Origin of the sequence: Alteromonas portus (genome assembly GCF_005117025.1) — a bacterium.
Lineage (GTDB): Bacteria > Pseudomonadota > Gammaproteobacteria > Enterobacterales > Alteromonadaceae > Alteromonas > Alteromonas portus.
This window is the reverse complement of record NZ_SWCO01000002.1, coordinates 433,745-456,067: the sequence shown is the minus strand read 5'-3', so window position 1 is coordinate 456,067 and position 22,323 is coordinate 433,745. Positions and strand designations below refer to the sequence as shown.

General features: G+C 44.0%; 18 protein-coding genes. 10 read left to right on the top strand and 8 right to left on the bottom strand.

Annotation, left to right across the window (positions count from 1 at the left end; translation table 11 throughout):
- Positions 1-90: 90 nt before the first annotated feature.
- Both E5672_RS06025 and E5672_RS06020 read left to right on the top strand, forming a co-directional pair.
- On the top strand, positions 91-1,257 hold the full coding sequence (locus E5672_RS06025) for a cupin domain-containing protein (protein ID WP_136781368.1): 1,167 nt from the start codon (positions 91-93) through the stop codon (positions 1,255-1,257).
- A gap of 9 nt (positions 1,258-1,266) precedes the next feature.
- Positions 1,267-1,725: a GNAT family N-acetyltransferase gene (locus E5672_RS06020; protein ID WP_136781367.1), complete on the top strand. Its 459-nt coding sequence runs from the start codon at positions 1,267-1,269 to the stop codon at positions 1,723-1,725.
- 43 nt (positions 1,726-1,768) lie between these two features.
- On the opposite strand, the gene E5672_RS06015 is transcribed toward E5672_RS06020, so the two are convergent.
- Positions 1,769-2,185 carry a DUF4826 family protein gene (locus E5672_RS06015; RefSeq protein ID WP_136781366.1) on the bottom strand — a complete coding sequence of 139 codons (417 nt, stop codon included), beginning with the start codon at positions 2,183-2,185 and terminating at the stop codon, positions 1,769-1,771.
- Between the two features lie 350 nt (positions 2,186-2,535).
- On the opposite strand from E5672_RS06015, the gene E5672_RS06010 reads away from it, so the two are divergent.
- From E5672_RS06010 to E5672_RS06000, 3 genes are all read left to right on the top strand, one after another.
- The gene (locus E5672_RS06010; protein WP_136781365.1) at positions 2,536-2,751 is read left to right on the top strand and encodes a PGPGW domain-containing protein; all 216 of its coding nucleotides are present in this window, start codon (positions 2,536-2,538) and stop codon (positions 2,749-2,751) included.
- Positions 2,752-3,115: 364 nt separating this feature from the next.
- Complete coding sequence (locus E5672_RS06005) at positions 3,116-3,622, top strand: (2Fe-2S)-binding protein (RefSeq protein ID WP_136781364.1); 507 nt, start codon at positions 3,116-3,118, stop codon at positions 3,620-3,622.
- Positions 3,619-5,880, top strand: coding sequence for a xanthine dehydrogenase family protein molybdopterin-binding subunit (locus E5672_RS06000; protein ID WP_136781363.1), 2,262 nt, complete (start codon positions 3,619-3,621; stop codon positions 5,878-5,880). The genes E5672_RS06005 and E5672_RS06000 overlap by 4 nt, the downstream gene beginning before the upstream one ends.
- Positions 5,881-6,806: 926 nt before the next feature.
- Here the strand turns inward: E5672_RS06000 and E5672_RS19780 are convergent.
- Positions 6,807-6,956, bottom strand: a complete 150-nt coding sequence (locus E5672_RS19780; RefSeq protein WP_161569375.1) for a hypothetical protein — start codon at positions 6,954-6,956, stop codon at positions 6,807-6,809.
- A gap of 323 nt (positions 6,957-7,279) precedes the next feature.
- A complete protein-coding gene (gene ppsA / locus E5672_RS05990; protein ID WP_136781361.1) occupies positions 7,280-9,652 on the bottom strand; it encodes a phosphoenolpyruvate synthase in 2,373 nt (790 codons plus the stop codon).
- A 272-nt stretch (positions 9,653-9,924) separates the two neighbouring features.
- Here ppsA and ppsR point away from each other — a divergent pair, with 272 nt between their 5' ends.
- Entirely contained in the window at positions 9,925-10,737 is an 813-nt protein-coding gene (gene ppsR / locus E5672_RS05985) for a posphoenolpyruvate synthetase regulatory kinase/phosphorylase PpsR (protein WP_136781360.1), read from the top strand.
- A 223-nt stretch (positions 10,738-10,960) separates the two neighbouring features.
- A complete protein-coding gene (locus E5672_RS05980) occupies positions 10,961-11,425 on the top strand; it encodes a hypothetical protein (protein WP_136781359.1) in 465 nt (154 codons plus the stop codon).
- Positions 11,426-11,596: 171 nt separating this feature from the next.
- On the opposite strand, the gene E5672_RS05975 is transcribed toward E5672_RS05980, so the two are convergent.
- On the bottom strand, positions 11,597-13,573 hold the full coding sequence (locus E5672_RS05975; RefSeq protein ID WP_136781358.1) for a tetratricopeptide repeat-containing sulfotransferase family protein: 1,977 nt from the start codon (positions 13,571-13,573) through the stop codon (positions 11,597-11,599).
- A 173-nt stretch (positions 13,574-13,746) separates the two neighbouring features.
- Positions 13,747-16,449 carry a TonB-dependent receptor gene (locus E5672_RS05970; RefSeq protein ID WP_136781357.1) on the bottom strand — a complete coding sequence of 901 codons (2,703 nt, stop codon included), beginning with the start codon at positions 16,447-16,449 and terminating at the stop codon, positions 13,747-13,749.
- A 319-nt stretch (positions 16,450-16,768) separates the two neighbouring features.
- On the opposite strand from E5672_RS05970, the gene E5672_RS05965 reads away from it, so the two are divergent.
- A complete protein-coding gene (locus E5672_RS05965) occupies positions 16,769-18,739 on the top strand; it encodes a BCCT family transporter (RefSeq protein ID WP_136781356.1) in 1,971 nt (656 codons plus the stop codon).
- 30 nt (positions 18,740-18,769) lie between these two features.
- Positions 18,770-19,246, top strand: a complete 477-nt coding sequence (locus tag E5672_RS05960) for a MarR family winged helix-turn-helix transcriptional regulator (protein ID WP_012518305.1) — start codon at positions 18,770-18,772, stop codon at positions 19,244-19,246.
- Positions 19,247-19,338: 92 nt separating this feature from the next.
- On the opposite strand, the gene E5672_RS05955 is transcribed toward E5672_RS05960, so the two are convergent.
- Both E5672_RS05955 and E5672_RS05950 read right to left on the bottom strand, forming a co-directional pair.
- Positions 19,339-19,686: an RnfH family protein gene (locus tag E5672_RS05955; RefSeq protein WP_136781355.1), complete on the bottom strand. Its 348-nt coding sequence runs from the start codon at positions 19,684-19,686 to the stop codon at positions 19,339-19,341.
- On the bottom strand, positions 19,683-20,114 hold the full coding sequence (locus tag E5672_RS05950; protein WP_014949308.1) for a type II toxin-antitoxin system RatA family toxin: 432 nt from the start codon (positions 20,112-20,114) through the stop codon (positions 19,683-19,685). Before E5672_RS05950 ends, E5672_RS05955 begins: the two co-directional genes overlap by 4 nt.
- A 145-nt stretch (positions 20,115-20,259) precedes the next feature.
- Here E5672_RS05950 and smpB point away from each other — a divergent pair, with 145 nt between their 5' ends.
- Positions 20,260-20,739, top strand: a complete 480-nt coding sequence (gene smpB, locus E5672_RS05945; protein ID WP_014949307.1) for an SsrA-binding protein SmpB — start codon at positions 20,260-20,262, stop codon at positions 20,737-20,739.
- Positions 20,740-20,837: 98 nt separating this feature from the next.
- Here the strand turns inward: smpB and E5672_RS05940 are convergent, their stop codons facing one another.
- The gene (locus E5672_RS05940; protein ID WP_136781354.1) at positions 20,838-22,061 is read right to left on the bottom strand and encodes an NADH:flavin oxidoreductase/NADH oxidase family protein; all 1,224 of its coding nucleotides are present in this window, start codon (positions 22,059-22,061) and stop codon (positions 20,838-20,840) included.
- Positions 22,062-22,323: the final 262 nt, after the last annotated feature.

Sequence of the window (22,323 nt, the reverse complement as noted above, 5' to 3'; positions counted from 1 at the left end):
TAACTTATCATTTGGCGTACTAAACGCCAGTGTATTTCGCGCTCAGGTCAACGCACATAAACCATTAAATTGGCTTAAAAAAGAGATGCTATGAGCAATAACGACACCACGTATTTTATTGATGCACAATCTGGCAAAGGCTTTAATGAAGAAACCTTCTTGAAGCACTACTGGCAGCAAAAACCGGTTGTGATTAAGCAGTTCTTTTTAGACTTCACCGATCCTGTAGATGAAAATGATCTAGCTGGCCTTGCGCAGGAATCTGAGGTTGACGCCAGGATCATCAGTAATGTTCACGGAAACTGGCATGTTGAACAGGGTCCCATTAACGATTTTGAAAACGCGTGCCAAGGGAAATGGACGCTACTAGTTCAGGGCGTAGATAAATATGTGCCAGACGTAACGCCCCTATTAAGCCCCTTCTCTTTTGTTCCTAATTGGCGGTTAGATGACCTAATGGTAAGTTTTGCCAACAAAGGGGCTGGCGTTGGAGCTCACATTGACCAGTACGATGTATTTCTTGTTCAGGGTAAGGGGAAGAGGCGTTGGCGAGTAGGCAAACCTGCAAACTACAAAGAAGTCTTTCCACATCCAAAGCTGAGACAAATTGAAGGCTTTGAACCCGTAATAGACGTAATTGTTGAACCTGGTGATGTAGTTTACGTCCCCCCGGGGTGGCCTCATGACGGCCAGACCATTGAAGACAGCTTGACCTACTCGGTAGGTTATCGCGCACCTGACAATCTTCAATTGGCTGAAAGCTTAGCCATGATGCTAGATAAAGGCGCTAGCAATTATCGCTTTACCGACCCTGCCAGAACGAGTCAGGCGAACCCAGCACTAGTTAATCCCAGTGATGTCGCTGCGCTGAAACAACAGTTGATAGACGCCATCAACGGTGAAGATTTCACTCTGGCATTACTAGAAGCCATGAGCGAACAGGGTATACCGGAATATCCACTTGAGGATGAAGTCACGTTAGAGCAAATTTCAAATGAGTTTGCCGCTGGTATTAGCTTTGTTCCTGCACCAGGGGTCCGAGCATTAATCTGTGATGGTAAACGCGGGCTTCCCCGAGCACTTTATGTTAACGGTAGCCAATTTGCTTTTTCTAAAAATGACCAAGAATGGTTTGAAGTGTTGGCATCGGGCAACATTTTGACCGCAACGTGTTGCCAAGATGCCCCATCTTTTACATTTTTAGAAACTTTAACTACACTTATAAATAATGGTTACTGGGAATGGTTCGAGGGTTAACAGGTAGGTATGGCGTTTACTATACAAAACGTCGATTGGGAAAAGGATAAACATCGACTCAAAGCACTAAGGGAACATGTATTTGTTTTAGAGTGGCGCGTGCCTGAAGCGAGCGAGTTCGACGAGCACGACCGTTCTGCGTGCCATGTGCTTATTGTTAACGATGAAAACGAACCCATTGCTACCGGGCGCTTAACCAAACGAGGCGAACTAGGCCGAATTGCCGTTAAGCGCTGCCACCGCACTCTTCCTGTTTACCGTGCATTGTTTGAAGCTTTAATAACTGCTGCTAAACGAAACAATGTTCCCATTATTAAAGTGGTTTGCAACCTTGAAAGCGTGTCGTATCATAAATCCATTGGTTTTATACCTGACGGTCAGGTTTTTATGGATGCAGGTGTGCCGCGACAAAGGCTCAAATGCCCAGCAGAGCGATTTCCCCTGCCGGACGTCACCCAGCTTCATTAATTAACTGATTGAAGCTGCAAATTTTTAAAGCTTTTACTTCCTGCTATGCCCAAAGCTCTGGGGTGTTTTGCATGGCAAACAAATTCTCTGCACGATTAATTAAGAGCGCACCAAATTCTTTTTGGCTTTCATCAGCGTTTTTAGCATTAATTAAGTTTTCGGCTTTAAGCTGCCAGTGCATAGCGAAGTGGCGTAACACTTCTTTTGCATCTTTCGCGTTTTCCACTGTGGTGTAATCGCTAGGTAAGTCACCACTAATCACCCAGTAAAGTTTGCCGTCCATTGCTTTGATTTTCCAAACGGCTAAATAGGGAATTAAGTAACGGCTTTCTTCAGTAATTACTGTGTCAAACAATACCCCATTTTCAGCTAAAAACTTATTAGCTTTTTGAAATTGCTCTCGCACCCAATTTGCGCGTTCTTGTTCGCTGATAGGTTGTCTTTCTTGTTGTTCAGCCATGGTTACTCTCTTTCTTATCGTTTTTATGGTTGCGTTTTATTCACACAAAACGCTAATTGCGCAAAACACTTTTGCATTTCACACATATACTTTTACAGCATTGGCGCAGCGCCACTTGCTTTTGCTTCTTCTTGCCTTTGTACTGCATTTCCAGAGCGCTTTCCACTGCAAAACGGCTAATGGAGCACCCAGAGCATTCAAACGGCTACTTATTCAACAATCTAGTGAGGTTGATTAGGGCTACCTTGTAAGAAAAGCTTGCACAAACATTTACATTTTAATTATTGGCAAAGAAAGGTACTTAAGCGAAACTAGAAGAATAATTAACCTATGCAAGCGAGCTCAGGCAAATGCGCATATTAAGACTTACTCTGGGTGCAATCTTATTTGTTGGTGGAATTGTGTTAACTTTACTTCCAGGCTCAATCCTTTTTGTTGTAGCTGGCTTGGTACTGTTAAGTTATGACTGGCCAAGAGCACGCGGATGGCTTAAGTATAGCCAGCGAACTATGACGTTAGGTGCTCGCAAGATAGACCGCTTCCTTCTTTTGCGAAAGCTTCGCTAAGGCTTCCCTCCCCCTGCCTATCGGCGCTACTCTTACCGCAACACGTTTAAAAGCCGTGTTAGCAACAGCGCTTTGCCCAAGCCTCATTCTGTCGCAACTAGGTTACATTTAAACTTATGTAAATGCGTAAAGGTGAAATGCGTGTTAACGTAAACTAAGAATTATTTACGAAGCCTTTAAAAATAATAATAGTGGCATATATCTCTGGATGTTCCGCATCTTAGATAGTTCGTATCATCAGGCAACGTAACCGTATAAATATGAAAATGGTAGCGCATGTGAACTGCGCAACACTGCTTGGGTAGTCCATATTCAATGTACAGGGACTGGTTCATATTTATCGCTTACCAATGGAGACAAGACCATGATCACGTTTACCGTTAATGGTAACAAACACGAGTTTTCTGGTGACCCATCAACACCAGTGCTGTGGTACCTTCGCGACGAATTAAATCTTACAGGACCAAAATTTGGCTGTGGTATGGCGCAGTGTGGTGCTTGTACCGTTCACATAGACGGCATGGCACAGCGCTCCTGTGTATTGCCGGTTTCCGCAGTTCAAGGTAAACAAGTTACCACCATCGAAGGGCTTAGCGAAAATGGCGATCATCCAGTTCAAAAAGCATGGGTAGAGCACAAGGTGCCGCAATGCGGATTTTGCCAGTGTGGGCAAATTATGCAGGCAGCTAGCTTATTATCTACCAACCCTACCCCTAGCGATGAAGAAATTGTTCAAAACATGTCTGGCAACATCTGCCGGTGCGGAACCTATCCTCGCATTCACAAGGCCATTAAGTCGGCATCAAAGTCGATGAGTGGCAATGCCGGCGTTAGCTACTTTGACCCAACTCAAGCGGGAGAAGAAGCATGAGAGACAATACCTATTTTGACATGAATCGTCGTAGCTTCTTAAAATCTAGTGCTGCTGCGGGTGCACTTGTACTGGGTACCTATTTTATGGGCAGTGCCCCACGTGCGATGGCTGGCGTTTTGGCGAAACCCGCTGAAAATGCCAAGCGTGCTAATTTATTCGTAGCGTTACGCCCAGATGGCATGGTTGAAATTACCTGTCATCGAAGCGAAATGGGCCAGCAGATCCGTACCGCTATTGCACAAATTGTTGCAGATGAAATGGAAGCCGCCTGGGATAAAGTGATAGTTATTCAGGGCAAAGGTGATCCCAAATACGGCGATCAAAATACTGACGGTTCACGAAGCATTCGTTACAACATGCAGCGACTTCGCGAAATGGGCGCCAGCGTGCGCTACATGATGCAGCACGCTGCAGCTAAGCGTTGGGGCGTGTCTGCCGATACTTGTACGGCGAACCAACATGTCGTAAGTCACACTTCTGGAAAAACCCTTTCGTACAAAGAGCTTGTTACCGATGCAATAAACTTCGTACCGCCTGCGTCAGAAGAAATCACGCTAAAAAGTAAGGAAGAATGGCGTTACATTAACACCGGAATGGCGCACATTGACTTGCAAGACTTAGTAACAGGTTCAGCGACTTTTGCTGCCGATGTGAGAATTCCTGGCACTTTAGTTGCCGTTGTTCTGCGCCCACCTGTGGTCGGTGGTAAGTTAAAGAGCGTTGATAGCAAAACTGCTAAAGCAATGCCTGGTGTAGTGGATGTGGTAGAAATGCCAGTGCCAAGTGGCGCACTTCAATTTCAACCCAAAGGCGGTGTTGCCGTTATTGCAAAAAGCACTTGGGCAGCATGGCAAGCACGCAAGGCCTTAAAAGTAGAATGGGATGACGGTGAAAATAGTGAATACAATTCCGAGACTTTTAAAACAGAACTCATCTCAACAGTAAACTCTGCTCAAACCCATGTTCGAGAAAAAGGCGATGCGACCACGGTTTTATCCCAAGCTTCAGACAAGCTTATAGCCGATTATTACATTCCTCATCTAGCTCAAGCGCCTATGGAGCCACCATGCGCTACAGCACACTTTAAAGATGGTGCAATTAAAGTGTGGGCGGCAACGCAAAACCCGCAAGCAGACATGGCAACAATTTCAGCCCTGTTAGGAATTCCTAAAGAGAATGTTGAAGTAAACGTCACCATGCTTGGGGGTGGTTTTGGGCGAAAATCAAAACCTGATTTTTCTGCTGAAGCGGCCTTCCTTTCAATGAAAACCGGACATCCTATACGAGTACAGTGGACGCGAGAGGATGATATTCAACACGGCTTCTACCACGCAGTATCCGCTCAACACGTTGAAGCAAGTCTAGACGATAAGGGTGCAATAGATGCTTACCTTCACAGAACCGCTTTTTCTCCAATCGCGGCACTGTTTCAAGAAGGCGCCACAACACCTATGGGCTTCGAATTGCGATTAGGGTTTACTGATAATCCAATCAACACCCCTAATTTGAAGCTAGAAGTAGGAAACGCAAAATCCATGGCTCGTGTTGGATGGATGCGATCAGTCTCTAATATATTCCATGCTTATGCCATACAATCTTTTATAGCTGAGGCCGCCCATAAAGCGAATCGAGATCCAAAAGACTATTTATTGGATACCATAGGCCCTGCTCGGATCCTTGATGTCACTGAGCAAGGTGCTGAATACGATAATTATGGGGCAGATAAGGAAGAATACCCTTTAGACATAGGCCGACTTAGACATGTTATCGAAAAAGCTGCGTCTATGGCTAAATGGGGACGAGAAATGCCCGAAGGGCGCGGTTTGGGCATCGCTGCCCATCGAAGCTTCTTAACCTACGTGGCCGCTGTAGTGGAAGTTGAAGTTTCGAAAAGTGGCGATCTACGTATTGTTAAGTCATGGGCAGCAATTGACGCTGGTACTGTAGTAAACACAGACACCGTTAAGAACCAAGTTCAGGGCGGGCTTATCTTCGGTCTGACAACAGCCCTAAGTAACGGAATTACCTTCGATAAGGGTAAAGTACAGCAAAGTAACTTCCACGACTATCGTGTGCCTCGAATGAGCGATTCTCCGCTAGACATAGAGGTTGAGGTTATTGAAAGCGATGCACCACCTGCAGGTGTAGGTGAACCGGCAACACCGGTATTTGCACCGGCACTTTGTAACGCCATATTTGCTGCGTGCGGTAAGCGTATTCGACAGTTGCCTATTGGTAACCAGCTAAAAGCGTAATGCCCTTGGCTAGTTTCGCCCTACTCGCTTGTTAAATAGATAGTGGAAAGATAGATAAGATCGCTATCTAGGGTAGTTCAACCTAATAAAAAGGGTAAACACATTAGTGTTTGCCCTTTTTTATACGTTTTTACTGCATTACATTGTGTATCGATAAATACGTGAGAAAAGCGGTTTATGGATAAGATAAGAGGCTGTAAATGTTGTAGATACTAAGACAAAAACACGCTATCGATATAACAACACATGCAATAAAAAGGTGGATAAAAATACCATAGCTTGCGTAAGCAAATACCGCACATATCAAACCAATCGTAAATTCGACTAGCGCGGCTTCACAAAACGTTCTGATATTGCTGATAACAGGTTGTGCAAAAAACTTAAATTGATAAGCCATAATCGCTTCCTTTCTCCTGCTTCTTACCTTTTACCAAATTCACCTTACATACAATAGCACACCACTTAGATTGGGCATAATTTAGCCAACTCATAATAGCCATTACAAACTATTTGGCTTTTCCAAATACCCAAGGTATTACGAAAGAAAGGAAACCAGATACTAGGAAATAAAAAAAGAGGCCAGCATGACCTCTCTTTATTAAATTTGAGAAACACCATTTACCCCTATCAGCAAATCACTGGTATAGGCGGACCTAGCAGGCTTACATTAACGCTAAATCAAATTAGCCTTCTAGCTCAGACGTCTTACCGGCTGAACACTAGAGATTGGCTTGTTTTTACGTTTTTTAGTCTTAACAGCTAAAGCGCGAGCAAACGGGGCCAAACATTCGCCGTAATAATTGCGAAATACTTTATAAACCTCAAACTGAAAGTCGATATGTAAACTTACAAAAAATAAAACCCACTTTCAGTTTTAATAGCAGATGCTCGTCTTATGATACTTAGCAATGCTTACTCGGTAAGCGCTACTCGTAATTGCGTTCCATCCACATTAATTGCATTTTAAGTTCGTTAATTTCTTTTTGCGCTTCTGCCAACTGCTCTGCCACAGAGCCTGATTGCATCACGTTTTCTTCGGAAGTATTTACTGAAACTGCGCTGTCGTTATGTGCCATGAGAATTCAACCAAGTTAATTATCAATTACAAATCTATTGTGAAAGTCACTTTGTAATATTACATTTTTAATTACACAAAGTCATGTCATCAACCCGCAAAAACGCATACTTTTGCTAAATAACCACCGTTTTTTTAAAGAATGTCACTAAGAAGAAAATTTGTTTCTCTGCGGCATTTTGTAAACTAACTAACCTAACAAAAAAAGAGACCCTAGGGTCTCTTCTCAAATAGTTTGAATGCTTCGACTTAGTGAAAGTCGCTTATCTGATATCAAGCTGGGTAGAACAACTTCTACACAGCTTCAATATACAGGCTGCTTGTTTAGCCGTGCTTTTCAGCAAGGTAAAGCCAGGTTTCGACCACGGTATCAGGGTTAAGTGAAACTGAGTCAATACCTTCTTCTACAAGCCATGCGGCAAAGTCTTCATGGTCTGATGGGCCTTGACCACAAATGCCCACGTATTTACCGCGTTTCTTCGCTGCCTGAATTGCCATAGATAATAACGCTTTCACCGCTTCGTCACGCTCGTCAAATAAGTGAGCAATAAGACCACTGTCTCGGTCTAGTCCCAGCGTAAGCTGCGTTAAATCGTTAGAGCCGATTGAGAAACCATCAAAGATATCCAAGAACTTATCTGCAAGTAATGCATTTGATGGCAGTTCACACATCATGATTACGCGAAGGCCATTTTCGCCCTTCTTAAGCCCCTGCTCTTCAAGAAGCTCAATAACTTGACGACCTTCATCTAACGTACGAACAAACGGGATCATGATCTCAACATTGGTTAAGCCCATTTTGTTGCGAACGCGCTTAATGGCTTCACATTCAAGGGCAAAACAATCGCGAAAATCTTCAGAGATGTAGCGGCTTGCGCCACGGAAACCCAACATTGGGTTTTCTTCGTCTGGCTCGTATTGATAACCGCCCACTAAGTTGAAGTATTCGTTCGATTTAAAATCTGACATACGAACAATAACTTTCTCTGGCGAGAAAGCTGCGCCAATGGTTGAGATACCTTCCACCAATTTCTCGATGTAGTATTCCGTAGGCGACTCGTAGCCTGCAATCATATCGCTAATTTCTTCTTTCAACTCTTCAGGCTGGCTGTCGAAATTAAGTAGTGCTTTAGGGTGCACACCAATCATGCGGTTGATAATAAACTCAAGGCGAGCAAGACCAACACCCGCGTTTGGCAAGCGAGCAAAATCAAATGCGCGGTCTGGGTTACCCACGTTCATCATGACTTTCAGCGGTAGGTCAGGCATTGCGTCAATGCGTGAGGTTACTACGTCGAACTCTAGTTCGTCACCGTAGATAAAACCGGTGTCACCTTCAGCACAAGACACAGTGATTTTGTCGCCGTTCTTGATACTGTCAGTCGCGTTACCACAACCCACAACCGCTGGAATACCTAACTCACGAGCAATGATTGCCGCGTGACAAGTACGGCCACCACGGTTGGTAACAATGGCAGACGCCTTTTTCATGATAGGCTCCCAATCAGGGTCTGTCATGTCAGTTACAAGAACATCACCCGCCTGGATTTTGTCCATCTCTTCAATCGAATCAAGTACTTTGGCTACACCAGCACCAATTTTGTGACCAATTGCACGGCCTTCACAAACAATGTTGCTTTGCCCTTTTAACTGGAAGCGCTCAATGCTTTGTGAGTCTTCACGGCTGCGTACCGTTTCAGGGCGAGCCTGTACGATGTAAAGCTTGCCATCTGCGCCATCTTTGGCCCATTCAATGTCCATAGGACGCTTATAGTGCTTTTCAATGATCTGCGCTTGTTTAGCAAGTTCCATCACTTCGTCATCAGTCAACGAGAAGGTTTTGCTGTCAGCGGCATCAATATCAACAATAGATACTTGTTTGCCGTGTGCTTCATCATCTGAATACACCATCTTGGTTAGCTTACTACCAAGGTTACGACGAACAATAGCAGGTAGGCCTTTATCAAGTGTTGGCTTGTGAACGTAGAATTCATCAGGGTTAACCGCGCCCTGCACAACCATTTCGCCTAAACCAAATGAACTGGTGATAAATACAACATCTTCAAAACCAGACTCTGTATCGATAGTAAACATAACGCCTGATGAAGCGATATCACTGCGCACCATGCGCTGAATACCAGCAGATAGCGCCACACCTTTATGGTCGTAACCTTGGTGAACGCGATAAGAAATAGCGCGGTCGTTAAATAGCGATGCGAACACGTGCTTAATTGCCACAAGCACGGCTTCATAGCCTTTAACGTTTAGGAAAGTCTCTTGTTGACCTGCGAAAGACGCATCAGGCATGTCTTCAGCAGTTGCTGACGAACGCACTGCAAATGACGCTTCTTCACCTGCATCGCCCTGTAGCGTGACGAATGCGGTTTTAATTTCTTCTTCTAATTTGCCTTGGAAAGGCGTGTCGATGATCCACTGGCGAATGTTCTTACCTGCTTCGGTAAGCGCATTTACATCATCTACGTCTAACGAGTCTAAGACTTCGTGAATGCGCGCTTCTAGGCCACTTTGCTCTAGAAACTCATTAAATGCCTCGGCGGTGGTAGCAAAACCTCCCGGCACCTGCACACCGGCGTTCGCCAGGTTTGAAATCATCTCGCCTAATGATGCATTTTTGCCGCCTACGCGACCCACATCATGCATGCCCAGTTCTTGATACCAAAGTACGTATTCTTGCACAGCCCAAGCCTCCAGCTTTTTTATGTGTAGGGTATGAGGTTAATTTCAGGTTTGTGCTTTTTGTCACCTGAAACTCATCAAATCGTTGTCGAAATGTGGTGAAAACCAATGTTAATGCTGTCCATTACGTTTGACAGCAAACCTATTGTTATTTGCCATCATTCACAAGAACCGTGTAGCTTTTCGACGAAATCATCTTAGAATGGGGAAATTCAGAATGTAAACCCTTTATTACTTTTGTAATTAAATTACACCAATGTTAAGGATATGTTGTGCGCACAGCTTTTTATATTTCAGATGGTACAGCCATCACTGCAGAGGTCTTTGGCCACGCCCTGCTTTCCCTGTTCCCCATTTCTTTCAATCACAACACCATTCCTTTCGTTGAAACTGAGGAACAAGCTCACAAAGTTTTACAGCAAATTTCTGAAAGTTTTCAAGACACCGGAGAAAGGCCGCTCGTTTTTTATACAATTGTGAATGTAGATATTCGCAAGATAATCTCTAAATCAGTGGGTATAAATTATAATTTTCTCGATCAATTCGTCGCGCCGCTGGAAAAAGTGTTGGGGGTTCCTTCAAAACCTGAAAAACATCGCACACACAGTATTCACGAAACGACCTACGACATCAGAATTGAGGCGGTAAACTACGCCTTGGCTAACGACGATGGTTCCAATTTGAAAGACTACGACGAAGCAGACATTATTCTTACCGGTGTTTCACGCTCAGGAAAAACCCCCACAAGTCTGTATCTGGCACTTCAATACGGAATAAAAGCAGCAAACTACCCTTTTACCGAGGAAGACATGGGCGACATGCTAAAGCTTCCGCCTGCGCTAAGACGATTTAAGAACAAACTCTTCGGGCTAACGATTGCAGCGGATAGACTTCACCAGATACGTTCAGAGCGCCGTGCGAATAGTAAATACGCATCGCTACCACAATGCAGAATGGAACTTCGTGAAGTAGAGAACTTGTATAGAAAGGAAAAGATACCGTTTTTGAACAGCACCAAATATTCAATTGAAGAAATTTCTGCAAAGATTTTGGCTGAGACCGGGCTGAAACGTCGCAAATATTAAACATAATGTTTTCCAGTGAGGCGCATTGTTCGCCTCACCGCTTGTTTTACACAAGACTATACAACAAGCGTATCCTTAGTCACCGCGTTGTCGCATACATCTTGCCTCTCAACTGATAGTAATTGGCTATCACGGATAATCAGTTACATTTCACTAGTTTAGCGGTATCGTTAAATTTGATTGATATAGTATAACATAACCATTCATTTAAGGAGTTAGCGTCATGTTTACACAAGAGATGGTACACAATGCCCTTCAAACGTGGTGTGACAATGTTGTTGCAGTAGGAAAAGTACACGCAGAAGGTGGCGATGTAGAAGCTTTTGCATCAAACGTTTTATCTGAAAACTACGATTACGATAACGGCAAGGTACTGTTTAAGCCTACCTTAACGTTTGGTGCTCAAACATTTCGCCCTACTAAAGAAGGCGCGTTGTCGTACTTTATAGGTGGCAACAGTGACTACCCGAACGATAATGGTTTTAAGCTGAAGCCTTGGGTGAAGGTTTGGTACAGCAAAGAAGATTTCATTCTTCACGGGGATTTGGCCATTGTTCAGTGTAATGTGCACTTTATTGGTGACGACGACAGCCATATTTTTGTAAACAAGAGCTTTGTTTTCAAACAATGTGAAGACGGTAAAATTAGAATTGTTCTTCACCAATCTTCATTGCCTTATCAGCCTTAAGCCCCCTATATTTAATTAACGGCAACAGCTTACAGTGTAGGCCTTTAAACGCGGGAAACGGCGTAATGCAGTCTCCCGCTTAATTAAACCACGCAATCACGCTTTCTTAGCACTACCTTTTAAGTGCACCTTCGACTAGCCACCGAAATAGAGTAGTTTGATCATGTATGTCTAGCGCTTCTTTTCACAGAGCGCATTCTTGAGTTCTTCTAAGTTAGATTCAAATGGCTTCCACTGCCCCATCCCCGTTTTATAGATAGGCTGACGCACTTGTTCTGAACTTGGCGTTTTAATTATTCGTTTGGTTTGATGAAACGCTAGGCAGGCTTCTTCATACGCTAAACCGCAAAAGGCCAAGATACGCTTAACCTGCCCTTCTAAATCATCTAAAACCTCTTCGTGCTGCACGGTTAAGATGTCATCAGGTAACACGTTATGCCAGTGTGCCATTAGCTTTTCATACGCATTGTAGTAACGTCCAATGTCATCAAGGGAATAGCTAAATTCCTGCCCTTCGCCAAAGAGTTGTTTAAAGCCGCTAAAACAGCAGTCCATGGGGTTTCTTCGTGCATCAATAATCTTAGCGTTAGGCAATATCTTTTTAATAAGCCCTATGTGAATAAAGTTATTAGGCATTTTATCGATGAAGAAAGGGGCGCCTTGCCGATAGGCTCTAGTCTGACGCAGATATTGCTCACCTAGCTTAGTTAGGGTGTCTTCTTGTAGTGCCGACACATTTAATGGATAAGGCGTAGACTGATGGCTGAGAGATGACGCTATTCCTAATATATCGTGTAACTCCATGGTACCGTCAACTTGAGAGTGTGACGCTAATATTTGCTCAAGGAGTGTTGAACCAGCGCGTGGAAGGCCAACAATAAAAATAGGATCGGGAGCCTGGCAACCTTTAGTTTTGTCGAAACTTTCTTTTGTAAAAGCTTGTTGTTGCGCCTGTAATGCTTTTTCTGTTTTGGCAATATCAAACTGTAGCGTGCGCTTTTTAAGCCTGTTTCCACGCTCATAGTACGCAAACGACCGAGTGGCATTAGCACTGTCTTCAAACCCCTTCCCTAATGCAAAACAAATATGAATTTCATCATCTAATTTTGTTGCTTCTGCATCGACTAGCGAGACCATTTTTGTAAGTAGTTCATCGCTAAACCGGTAGGTTTTTGTATTGGCTAAGCTCCAGTATGCATCACCAAAATCATTAGCATATACAATGGCTGTTTCATATGCCTGTATTGCCTCGTCAATATCACCCCTCGCTTTAAGCGCATGCCCTAACGCGACCCATACGGCGGGCCTATCTTCGTTCTCACTTAGTAAACTTTTATAAACGTTAATTGCCTCGTCTAATTCACCAACTCCAACCAGCGCATGAGCTAAGCCCACTTTAACGGTAAAGTTATCTGGCGCATATTCCAGGCGTTTTTTCGCAACGGCCGCGGCATCAGGAAACTTTCCCAGTTTAGACAGTAGATTCTGATAGGCAGCGGCTGCTCTGTCGTTTTCTGGGTAAAGCGTTACACAGCTTTCCAACAAAAATTCAGCGTCGCTATACACTTTTAATTGAATACCGATTTCCGCAAGCAACATCATTGCTTCGGGGTGATGCTCATGACTAGCAAGAAATTGTCGACACACTTGTTCAGCTTTATGTAATTGCCCTTCGTGCATTAAATCTGTAGCGCCTAGTAAGGGCTTTGGCAAAGAGGTAAGAAATGCAATTTGCTGCTGACAAAGGGCTAGCGCTTGTGATTGCCCGTCTGCCTTGTACACTTTTTCAAGCTGAAGCCATGCTGTTAATAACGCAGGGTTAAAGCGCGTGGCCTGGTAAAAGCTGTGCGCAGCCTTTTTTTGGTCAGAAGCCAGGTAACAATAACCCAATTCTTGAAAAGCGCGGGCATAATTAGGAAAGTAAACAATAAGTTCATTTAACGTGTCGATGGCGCTGTTAACATTCCCCATCAGGCGATAAGCCACCGCTTTCAAATAAAGCACTTCTTTGAGGGCATTCTGACTTAAGTCCACATGATCTCTAGCGCGTCGCAGTATGTCATTACACCCAGAAATGACAACTTGATGCTGTGACTGCATCAGCCCCTGTTTTAACTGCTGTATTGCTTTTTGTTCTTCTAATGTCATTAAAAACGCCTGTGTCAAAATAAGCGTAAAATAAAAAACGGCGAACCCAGAGAGTTAGCCGTTTTAAAATTGGCGCTAACACGCACTCACTTAGTTGAACCAAGTGAAGCATATTGCCCCATTAACGTTATGTACTATTCAAAAATAGTGAATTTAACTGTACTAACCTAGCCTTAATAGTAATCGTATGAGAAACGAAGACCAATAGTGCGAGGCCTATTTGTTACCACCTTCGGCGTGAATTGTTGCGTATCAATATTTAAAATTGCACGCTCATCAAATACGTTATCTATATAAAGCTCAGCTTTCCATACGTCGTTTGTCACGCCAACAGCAAGATTAGCTAATACATAAGACTCTTGTACATAACGGCCGCCGCGGAAAGTCTCACCATTTGAATCGGCATAGGTCACCCCTTCATATACGTCAGCTTCTTGCTCAATTTTAAGACCAGACCCTGTACCGTATATCAGTGACGTTGCATCTTCCATCACATAGGCATCCATCACCATACCCGCTAAGCGATCGCCGGTATAACTTACAGAGCCGTTCACATAACCTCGCTTATCACCTTCAAGTTCGAAGAAATAACGTGCGTTAATGTTGCCAGAAAATTTCGCTGAATATGGAAGTTCTGACCCAACACCCGCGGCAATACCCTCAAGCTCTGAGTTTACGCGAGTCAATTCGGTATCTAGTACGCTAAAAGCGGCATTAATGATAAGGTCATCTGTGGCAAGCCACGTCATGTCAGCGTCGATACCCTTAATCTCAGCATCGCCCACATTGTCAGTAAACACCAAGAATGAGATATTAGTTGGATCGAAACGAGACGTTTGCAGCTCTTCAATTTCAGAATAATAGGCGGTCGCGTTTACGCGGAATTGGCCGTCAAAGAAGTCACCCTTAAGACCTAATTCGTAGTTATCCAGCGTATCTGTTGTTGAATATACAGGTATACGGAAATTTTCGAATTTACCAGACTGGTTAGTCGCTAAACCACCACCAACGCGGTTGGTAACAGGTGGTCGGAAGCCTTCTGAATAGTTCGCGAATAACAAAACGTCTTCGTTTACTTTCCAGTCTAGTGAGAACTTGAATATGGTGTCGTCAACGGTTAGTACACCATTATCGTCAAGCAAATCCACCTCTAGTTGCCCACTGTCAATGGCTGTCGCCACTGCGTCAGGGTCTAAGCCTACCGCCGCAAGTTCGTCTGGATCTAATGTGCCAAATGCTCGAATGCGTCGCGTAACATCAACGGTTGAGGTAGAACCCACGTAGATATCATCAATTTCATACCAACGCGCGCCAATACTTGCTGTTACTGTATCGGTTATGTCGTATTCCAACTGTCCAAACACAGCGATTTGTTCGATGGTGTGCGTGATATCGTTAATAAAACTTACTTCAGAAGGGAAAGGCCCACCGTCGCTGTTTATGCCTTCATTGCCTACTAAGGTACGTTGTAGGTTATCAAACCCAAATGTAGTCATTTCAGTGTTGGCAATTTTGAATTGACCTACTGTTGACACTTCCTGTTCATCATAAAACAGGCCAGCTGTTACACGCCATGGCGTGTCCATCGTTGTATTAAAACGAATCTCATGAGTGGTGCGTGTAGAAGACGTGTCTTCTTTATAATATTTGGTTGGATCAAGACAGCGCTCATCAGCAGTATTATCTGGCGTATCATAGTGGTTACACACATAGTACGCTGAGAATAAACCGCCATTCGTATAACCCGTGTAATCCGCTAACGTATCTATCTCACGGTCTAAATAGCCACCGGTATACACTACGTTCAGTTTTTCCAAGCGACCTTCAAGGGTCCAGGTTGTTAAACCAAATTCGTCTTTATTTTCTTCTTGCTGGAAACGCAGCGCTGAACTTTCACCATCAAGTGTGGGGTCGTAGGCAAATACACCTTCTGTATCTAATGTTTGCTGAGTGTGTTGTACAAGTAAGTCCCAATCATCATTGAAATGATAAGACAAACCAAAGCGAGCGCCTGTGTACATCGCATCGTTGAAATCTTCTTCTACAAGAGCGTCATTTTGTGGGGAGACCACTGCGGCTTCGGTATTAGAATTAATATTTGGATTAGTAATTCTGTTTGCATCCATGCCTACTGGATCAGCGAGTGGACCGCCTGAAATGCGGTCGATAACCACAGCGCTGCCAATATAGCCACCCTCGCCCGGCACGTTCATGACGTTGTCTATCCAGCCACCTTGCTTATCGTTATATGCAGCAACACGTACAGCCAAGTCGTCGGTAAGGGGCATATTAAAATACGCTTGGACAGAGTTACTCATTTCACCGTCTTTGGTGAAACCTATGTTGGTATCAAAACCTGCCGCAAAGCTCGTATGCTCAGGTTTATTGGTAATAAGGCGAATTGTGCCCGCCTGAGAACTAGCCCCGAATAGCGTGCCTTGTGGCCCCGGAAGGACCTCAACACGCTGAACGTCAGTAGCGTATACATCTAAATTACGCCCCGCCATGGATACCGGCATTTCATCAAGGTAGAAAGCAACAGATGGCTGTAGAGCCTGTACGGACGACAACATGATATTCGATTGGGTTGTTGCGGCGCCGCGTATGTAGATTTCGTTCTGGCCTGGGCCTGTTCCCTGAAATACTACGTTAGGTAAAAATTCGACATAATCTTGGAAATTGTCTATGCCAAGATTTTCCAGTGCTTTACCGTTTAGGGCAGTAACCGCTACAGGAACGTCTTGTATAGATTCACTTCTTTTAGTGGCGGTTACTTCTATGGTTTCAAGTTTAGCGGGTGCGTCTGATTCTTGCGCAGCCAGAGAGGTAGATGCCAGTGCAGCGATGATGGCACAGCTAAGCTGAGTTTTTCGCATTTGTGTGTGTTTCCTTCAATTGTTTTTTATTCTTCGAACAGTGTTTACTTTAAACACATATCAAAAAGATCATATATTACGATACACCATCTCTTAATTATTTCTACTCTAACGATTAAATAATAACCACTTATGCTTAAATTCTAGCATAAAGTCTATCTAGACAAGATTTATCTGCCGCAATTTTTATTGAATTTTTTCACAAGACTTAAAATTAGATACAAATCTAATAATTTCATCTGATGTTTATAAAAAGTGCTCCATGCGGTATATTGCGCCGTATATATGATAGTTTAATAAGGTGAAAGGAAATTACTGCGTGATTGAGACTGAAAATAAATCTCCACTCAACAAGCCTGTGTTTATAACCTCGTCAGCATTAATCTTATGCTTACTTATCTTCGCTGCAGGCGCTCCCGAAACAGCAGACTCTCTCTTCCAAAAACTGCAGGGCGCAATTGTGACCAACGGCAGTTGGTTTTATGTGTTCACTGTTGCGGTAATCGTACTATTTGTTGTTTTCTTAGGCATGTCGCGGTATGGCGAAATAAAGTTGGGACCTGATCACGCAAGCCCCGAATTTAGTTTTGGGACCTGGCTAAGTATGTTATTTGCAGCAGGAATGGGAATTGGGCTTATGTTCTTTGGCGTTGCCGAGCCCTTAATGCACTTTTTAGCGCCCCCAACTGCGCAAGCTGAGAGTATTGATGCCGTTCGCGAAGCAATGAAAACCACATTTTTCCATTGGGGTGTTCATGCTTGGGCAATTTATGCGGTAGTGGCGCTAATTTTGGGTTATTTTGCGTACCGTCAAAACTTGCCTCTTACGCTGCGTTCTGCTTTGTATCCCTTAATTGGTGATCGTATTTACGGCTGGCCTGGGCACGTGGTTGATATATTCGCGGTTACGTCAACCGTGTTTGGTGTTTCGACGTCGCTAGGCTTTGGTGCTTCGCAAGTAAATGCGGGTTTTAACTATCTATTTGGCCTACCGTCAAATACTGGTGTTCAAATTGCCATAATGGCAGGTGTTGTTGGTTTAGCCGTTATTTCTGTAACTACTGGTCTGGAAAAAGGCATCCGCCGTCTTTCAGAAACCAATATGGTTTTAGCCTTACTGCTACTTTTAATTGTTCTGGTTTTAGGCCCAACCGTATTTTTACTACAAGCCTTTATGCAAAACACTGGGGCTTATCTATCTGATATAGTGCGAAACACATTTAACCTGTTTGCCTATGAAAAAACAGACTGGATTGGCGGCTGGACTATTTTCTACTGGGGCTGGTGGTTAGCCTGGGCACCATTTGTAGGCCTGTTTATCGCGCGTATCTCTTACGGTAGAACCATTCGTGAATTTGTAATGGGCGTACTGCTTATTCCATCAGCATTTACACTATTCTGGATGACCGTATTCGGCAACGCCGCTATTGACCAAGTATTAGTACAAGGTAAAGACGTACTTGCACAAATGGTGAATGAAGATACCTCGGTGGCACTGTTTGTATTTTTAGAGCAGTTCCCTTTCGCTTCTGTGCTAAGCCTTATTGCGGTATTGATGGTTATTGTGTTCTTTGTAACTTCGTGCGATTCAGGTGCCATGGTTGTCGATATGCTGTGTTCACACGGTGAAAACAATACGCCGTTGTGGCAGCGAGTATATTGGGCTGTTGGCGTTGGCGTGGTGAGTTCAGTGCTGCTTTACGCTGGTGGGCTTGGCGCGCTGCAGACTATGACGATTGCTGCCGCACTGCCTTTTGCTATTGTGCTGCTAATTTCTATAACTGGTTTACTAAAAGCCCTTCGTATTGAGGCGTACAAACGTGAAAGTTTACAAGTGCTAGCGGGTACACCGCAGCATAATGACTCTGATAAAAACTGGAAAGAACGCCTTGAAAATATTGTGACCTTTCCTGATGAAGCGGCCGTTCGCCGTTACATAAATAAGGTTGTAAAGCCCGCGCTAACGGAAGTGGGTGAAGAGTTTAAAACTCAGCAATTTGAAATAAAAATTGAAGACACCGATGAAGCACTTGTGTTAACCGTTGACATGGGCAGTGACCCTGAGTTCATTTATGCTGTGCATCCTGTATCAACAGAACAGCCTGAATTTGGTCCAAGTGACACACCAGCACTGGACGAAAACAAAAAGGCCACGTACTATCGCGCCGAAGTGCACCTTAGTGAAGGTGGTCAGAACTATGATATTATGGGCTGGTCGAAGATTTCGGTCATTAATGACGTTATCGATCACTATCATAAGCACCAACATTTTATTCATTTGCTTAAGTAACCGCTGGGTTACGCATTTGTTGGAAGTAACATGCGAAAAGAAGAAGAACTATTAGTGGCACTACGGCGCGTAATACGCGCTGTAGACCTACGCAGCAAGCAGCTAAGTAAACACGTGGGTTTAACAGGCCCACAGTTATTGGTGATGCAAAATATTGAAGAGCGCCCGGGTATAATGGTGCGCGAAATTGCAGAGAATATTAACTTAAGCCCTGCAACCATCACGAATATTCTAGATAGACTAGAATCGCGAGACTTAGCTACGCGCATAAGAAGTACGCAAGATAAACGAAAAGTGGGCGTGTTCCTAACCGAACGCGGTAAAGAGGCAGTGGTTGACGCACCTCGCCCGCTTCAAGAACACTTTGTCGAGCGTTTTTCACAGCTTAAAGAGTGGGAGCAAAGCCAAATGGTCGCTACCGTTCAGCGAATTGCTAGCATGATGGATGCTGAAGATATTGATGCCTCACCTTTCTTGGAGTTAGGCAGCATTTCAGAAAAAAGCTAATAGACTTTTTCTTAATTGAAAAAAACGGCCTTCATTTGAAGGCCATTTTTGTATCTATCTTTGGCGCTGGCGCAGAAGCCCTCAGCTGACTGCTACGACTTTGCCTTAAGTGGATTTACCTTTCCACCCGTGATTTTGTCAGCGCGCCCTTCCTCTTTCGCTTTCTCAGCACGGCGCTTGCGAATTTCTTTAGGGTCAGCAATAAGCGGACGGTAAATTTCAATACGATCGCCGTCGTTAAGCGTGTCGCGAAGCTTAACCACGCGGCTCCAAATACCCACTTTCGTTGCTTTCAAGTCAATCTCGGGAAACTGCTCAAGCACGTTAGATGCATTTATCCCTTCTTCTACCGTCGCATTTTCATGAATAGCAACATCAATGATAGTTTGCTTGGTGGGCAACGCGTAGGCAACCTCAATATTGATGAGCTTATTACTCATGCGTACACGCTCCGCGCTCTGTCTGTGAACGCTGCAACCATACTGCTGGCTAAACTATTGAATACTTTACCAAAAGCCATCTCAGCTAGCTTATTGCTGAATTCAAACTCTAGGTTTAATTCAATTTTACAGGCTTCTTCTGATAACGCTGAAAAGGTCCATCCACCAGTAAGCGAGCGGAACGGTCCGTCAACCAGTTGCATTTGAATACTTTTACCTGGCTCTAACACGTTGTGCGTTGTAAACCATTGCTTGATACCAGCTTTAGCCACTAACAATGACGCTTTCATGCTTTGCGCTGACGTGTCGAGGATTTTGCTATCGGTACAGCCTGGCAAAAACTCAGGGTAGGAAGCTACATCGTTGACTAAGTTAAACATGGCTTCTGCACTATGAGCTACAAGTGCGCTTCTATGAATACTTGGCATTGATCCCACTACAATTAAAACTCTTGGCGGCATTGTATCACAGAAAATTTGGTTCGCTCGTATTCGGTTTTGAACCAAATGCCCCAATATAAGATAACAATGACAACTAAAGACATTTCGTTGAACAATCAGTATAATAGCCAGCATGAAAAAGAATAAAGCCAACAAAAACACCACAGGAAATATCGCGCAGAATAAAAAGGCGCGTCACGACTATTTCCTAGAAGACAAGTTCGAAGCCGGGCTTGAGCTTCAAGGGTGGGAAATTAAAAGTATTCGTGCCGGTAAAGTGAACATTACCGATGCGTACATTATTATCCAAAATGCCGAAGCGTATTTGGTAGGGTGTAGAATTAGTCCGCTGAATCAAGCCTCTACCCACGTTATCGCAGCCCCTGAGCGCGCGCGTAAATTGTTGCTCAATAAACGTGAAATAGATCGTCTAATGGGTGCTCGAGACCGCCAAGGTTATTCAATCGTAGCCACATCTATGTATTGGAAAAAGTGTTGGGTGAAACTAGAAATTCACTTAGCAAAAGGTAAGCACGCCCATGACAAGCGTGACACCATAAAAGACAAAGATTGGCAGCGCCAAAAGGAAAGAATGATGAAACACAGCGTTTAACGCTGTGTTTTTTTATGTACTGTGTTAAATGAAGGGCGATATAGACTGGCTTTCAACAAGAAAATTACACGGCAAGCCGTTCTAGTCTTCTGTTTGCGTCAACCCACATCCCGTTTCGTCATTTTCTTGCGATGCAGCATATCAAGAACAAGGCTCCATAGCGGAGAGGGATCTCGTAGTGTGGTTAGGTTGTTTCCAAGGCGTCTCAGTTGTCTTCGTACCATCGCCATATTTGCAAGACTAGCCAACGATTTATCTTTCCAAGCACAATGGGGAATAATGCCTGAGTAAGTCCACTCTTGCTGCCACTTTTTCGCTAAGTCGGGCGTAATAGCAAGGGCACTGGCTAATCCCACCAGAGCGCAGCCTTGTTCAATCACTTCTTCTGCTACTTCGGCTCTTTTGATACCACCTGTAGTCATAAGTGGAATCTCAGTTTTACTTACCAAGGCCTGTGCGAACTCTAAAAAGTAGGCCTCTCTGGCAAGGGTAGTATTATCGCGAGTTTGCCCTTGCATCGCGGGCGCTTCATAACTACCGCCAGACAGTTCTACAACATCAACACCCAAGGCTTCCAAGCGGTTAACCACTTCACAGGCATCATCGAAAGAAAAGCCATTTTTCTGAAAATCTGCAGAGTTAAGCTTAACCATAACAATGAAGTCTTTAGCGCAAACCGCTCTAACCTGACTGACTATATTTATTAGCAAGCGAGCGCGGTTAATAATAGAACCGCCCCACTCGTCTTGGCGCTGATTAGTAAGCGGTGATAAAAACTGCGTAAGTAAATAACCGTGAGCGGCGTGAATTTCAACGCCATCAAACCCGGCTTTTTCAGCTTGCTTAGCAGTTTGAACAAACCGTTTGCACACATCGTGAATGTCTTGGCAGGTCATTTCACGTGGTTGAGCAAACAACTTAGAGTGCTTGCCCATATCAAGCGGTACAGCAGAAGGCGCAATAGCTTTGCCTTTCATCGCTTTAAATACCTGTCGACCAGGATGGTTAATCTGCATTATGGCTAAAGCGCCATTAGACTTAATGATTTTTGCCCACTTTTGAAACGGCGCAATGTCGGTATCTTTTTCTAGTGCAACGCCACCAGGCCCTGTCATGGCACTTTTATCAACCATCACATTACCCGTTATCACCATGCCCAAATTACCATGGGCCCAATATCGATATAGTGAGTACAAAGACTCGCCGGGAACATTTCCCAAACTCGACATGTTCTCTTCCATTGCAGCTTTAACAAGACGGTTTCGCGCCGTTATGCCACACGGCAAGGTATACGGAGAATACAATATGGAATCTGAAGACATTTACACTACAAGCCTTTTAATTATGCTGACGTACTTTAATGGTTCTTGGTACTAATTGCATCATTACATCAGCACTATTTCCTTAAAAATTTGCTAAAATAATCAGATAAAAAGCGCTATCGAAATTTAATAATTACGTTGTTTTGCATGTCCTTTGGGCGCTCGGCCTTGAAATTTAGGCATGCGTACCCCATATCTAAGTAAGTTCGGTAATACTCATTGTTTGTGCGTTACGGTGCAAGCGCAGCTTCAACTGTAGTTC

Bases quoted from the DNA above. Each gene is read 5' to 3' on its own strand.
- E5672_RS06025 (WP_136781368.1), top strand. From the start codon at position 91: ATGAGCAATAACGACACCACGTATTTTATTGATGCACAATCTGGCAAA.
- E5672_RS06020 (WP_136781367.1), top strand. From the start codon at position 1,267: ATGGCGTTTACTATACAAAACGTCGATTGGGAAAAGGATAAACATCGA.
- E5672_RS06015 (WP_136781366.1), bottom strand. From the start codon at position 2,185: ATGGCTGAACAACAAGAAAGACAACCTATCAGCGAACAAGAACGCGCA.
- E5672_RS06010 (WP_136781365.1), top strand. From the start codon at position 2,536: ATGCGCATATTAAGACTTACTCTGGGTGCAATCTTATTTGTTGGTGGA.
- E5672_RS06005 (WP_136781364.1), top strand. From the start codon at position 3,116: ATGATCACGTTTACCGTTAATGGTAACAAACACGAGTTTTCTGGTGAC.
- E5672_RS06000 (WP_136781363.1), top strand. From the start codon at position 3,619: ATGAGAGACAATACCTATTTTGACATGAATCGTCGTAGCTTCTTAAAA.
- E5672_RS19780 (WP_161569375.1), bottom strand. From the start codon at position 6,956: ATGGCACATAACGACAGCGCAGTTTCAGTAAATACTTCCGAAGAAAAC.
- E5672_RS05980 (WP_136781359.1), top strand. From the start codon at position 10,961: ATGTTTACACAAGAGATGGTACACAATGCCCTTCAAACGTGGTGTGAC.
- E5672_RS05975 (WP_136781358.1), bottom strand. From the start codon at position 13,573: ATGACATTAGAAGAACAAAAAGCAATACAGCAGTTAAAACAGGGGCTG.
- E5672_RS05970 (WP_136781357.1), bottom strand. From the start codon at position 16,449: ATGCGAAAAACTCAGCTTAGCTGTGCCATCATCGCTGCACTGGCATCT.
- E5672_RS05960 (WP_012518305.1), top strand. From the start codon at position 18,770: ATGCGAAAAGAAGAAGAACTATTAGTGGCACTACGGCGCGTAATACGC.
- E5672_RS05955 (WP_136781355.1), bottom strand. From the start codon at position 19,686: ATGAGTAATAAGCTCATCAATATTGAGGTTGCCTACGCGTTGCCCACC.
- E5672_RS05950 (WP_014949308.1), bottom strand. From the start codon at position 20,114: ATGCCAAGTATTCATAGAAGCGCACTTGTAGCTCATAGTGCAGAAGCC.
- smpB (WP_014949307.1), top strand. From the start codon at position 20,260: ATGAAAAAGAATAAAGCCAACAAAAACACCACAGGAAATATCGCGCAG.
- E5672_RS05940 (WP_136781354.1), bottom strand. From the start codon at position 22,061: ATGTCTTCAGATTCCATATTGTATTCTCCGTATACCTTGCCGTGTGGC.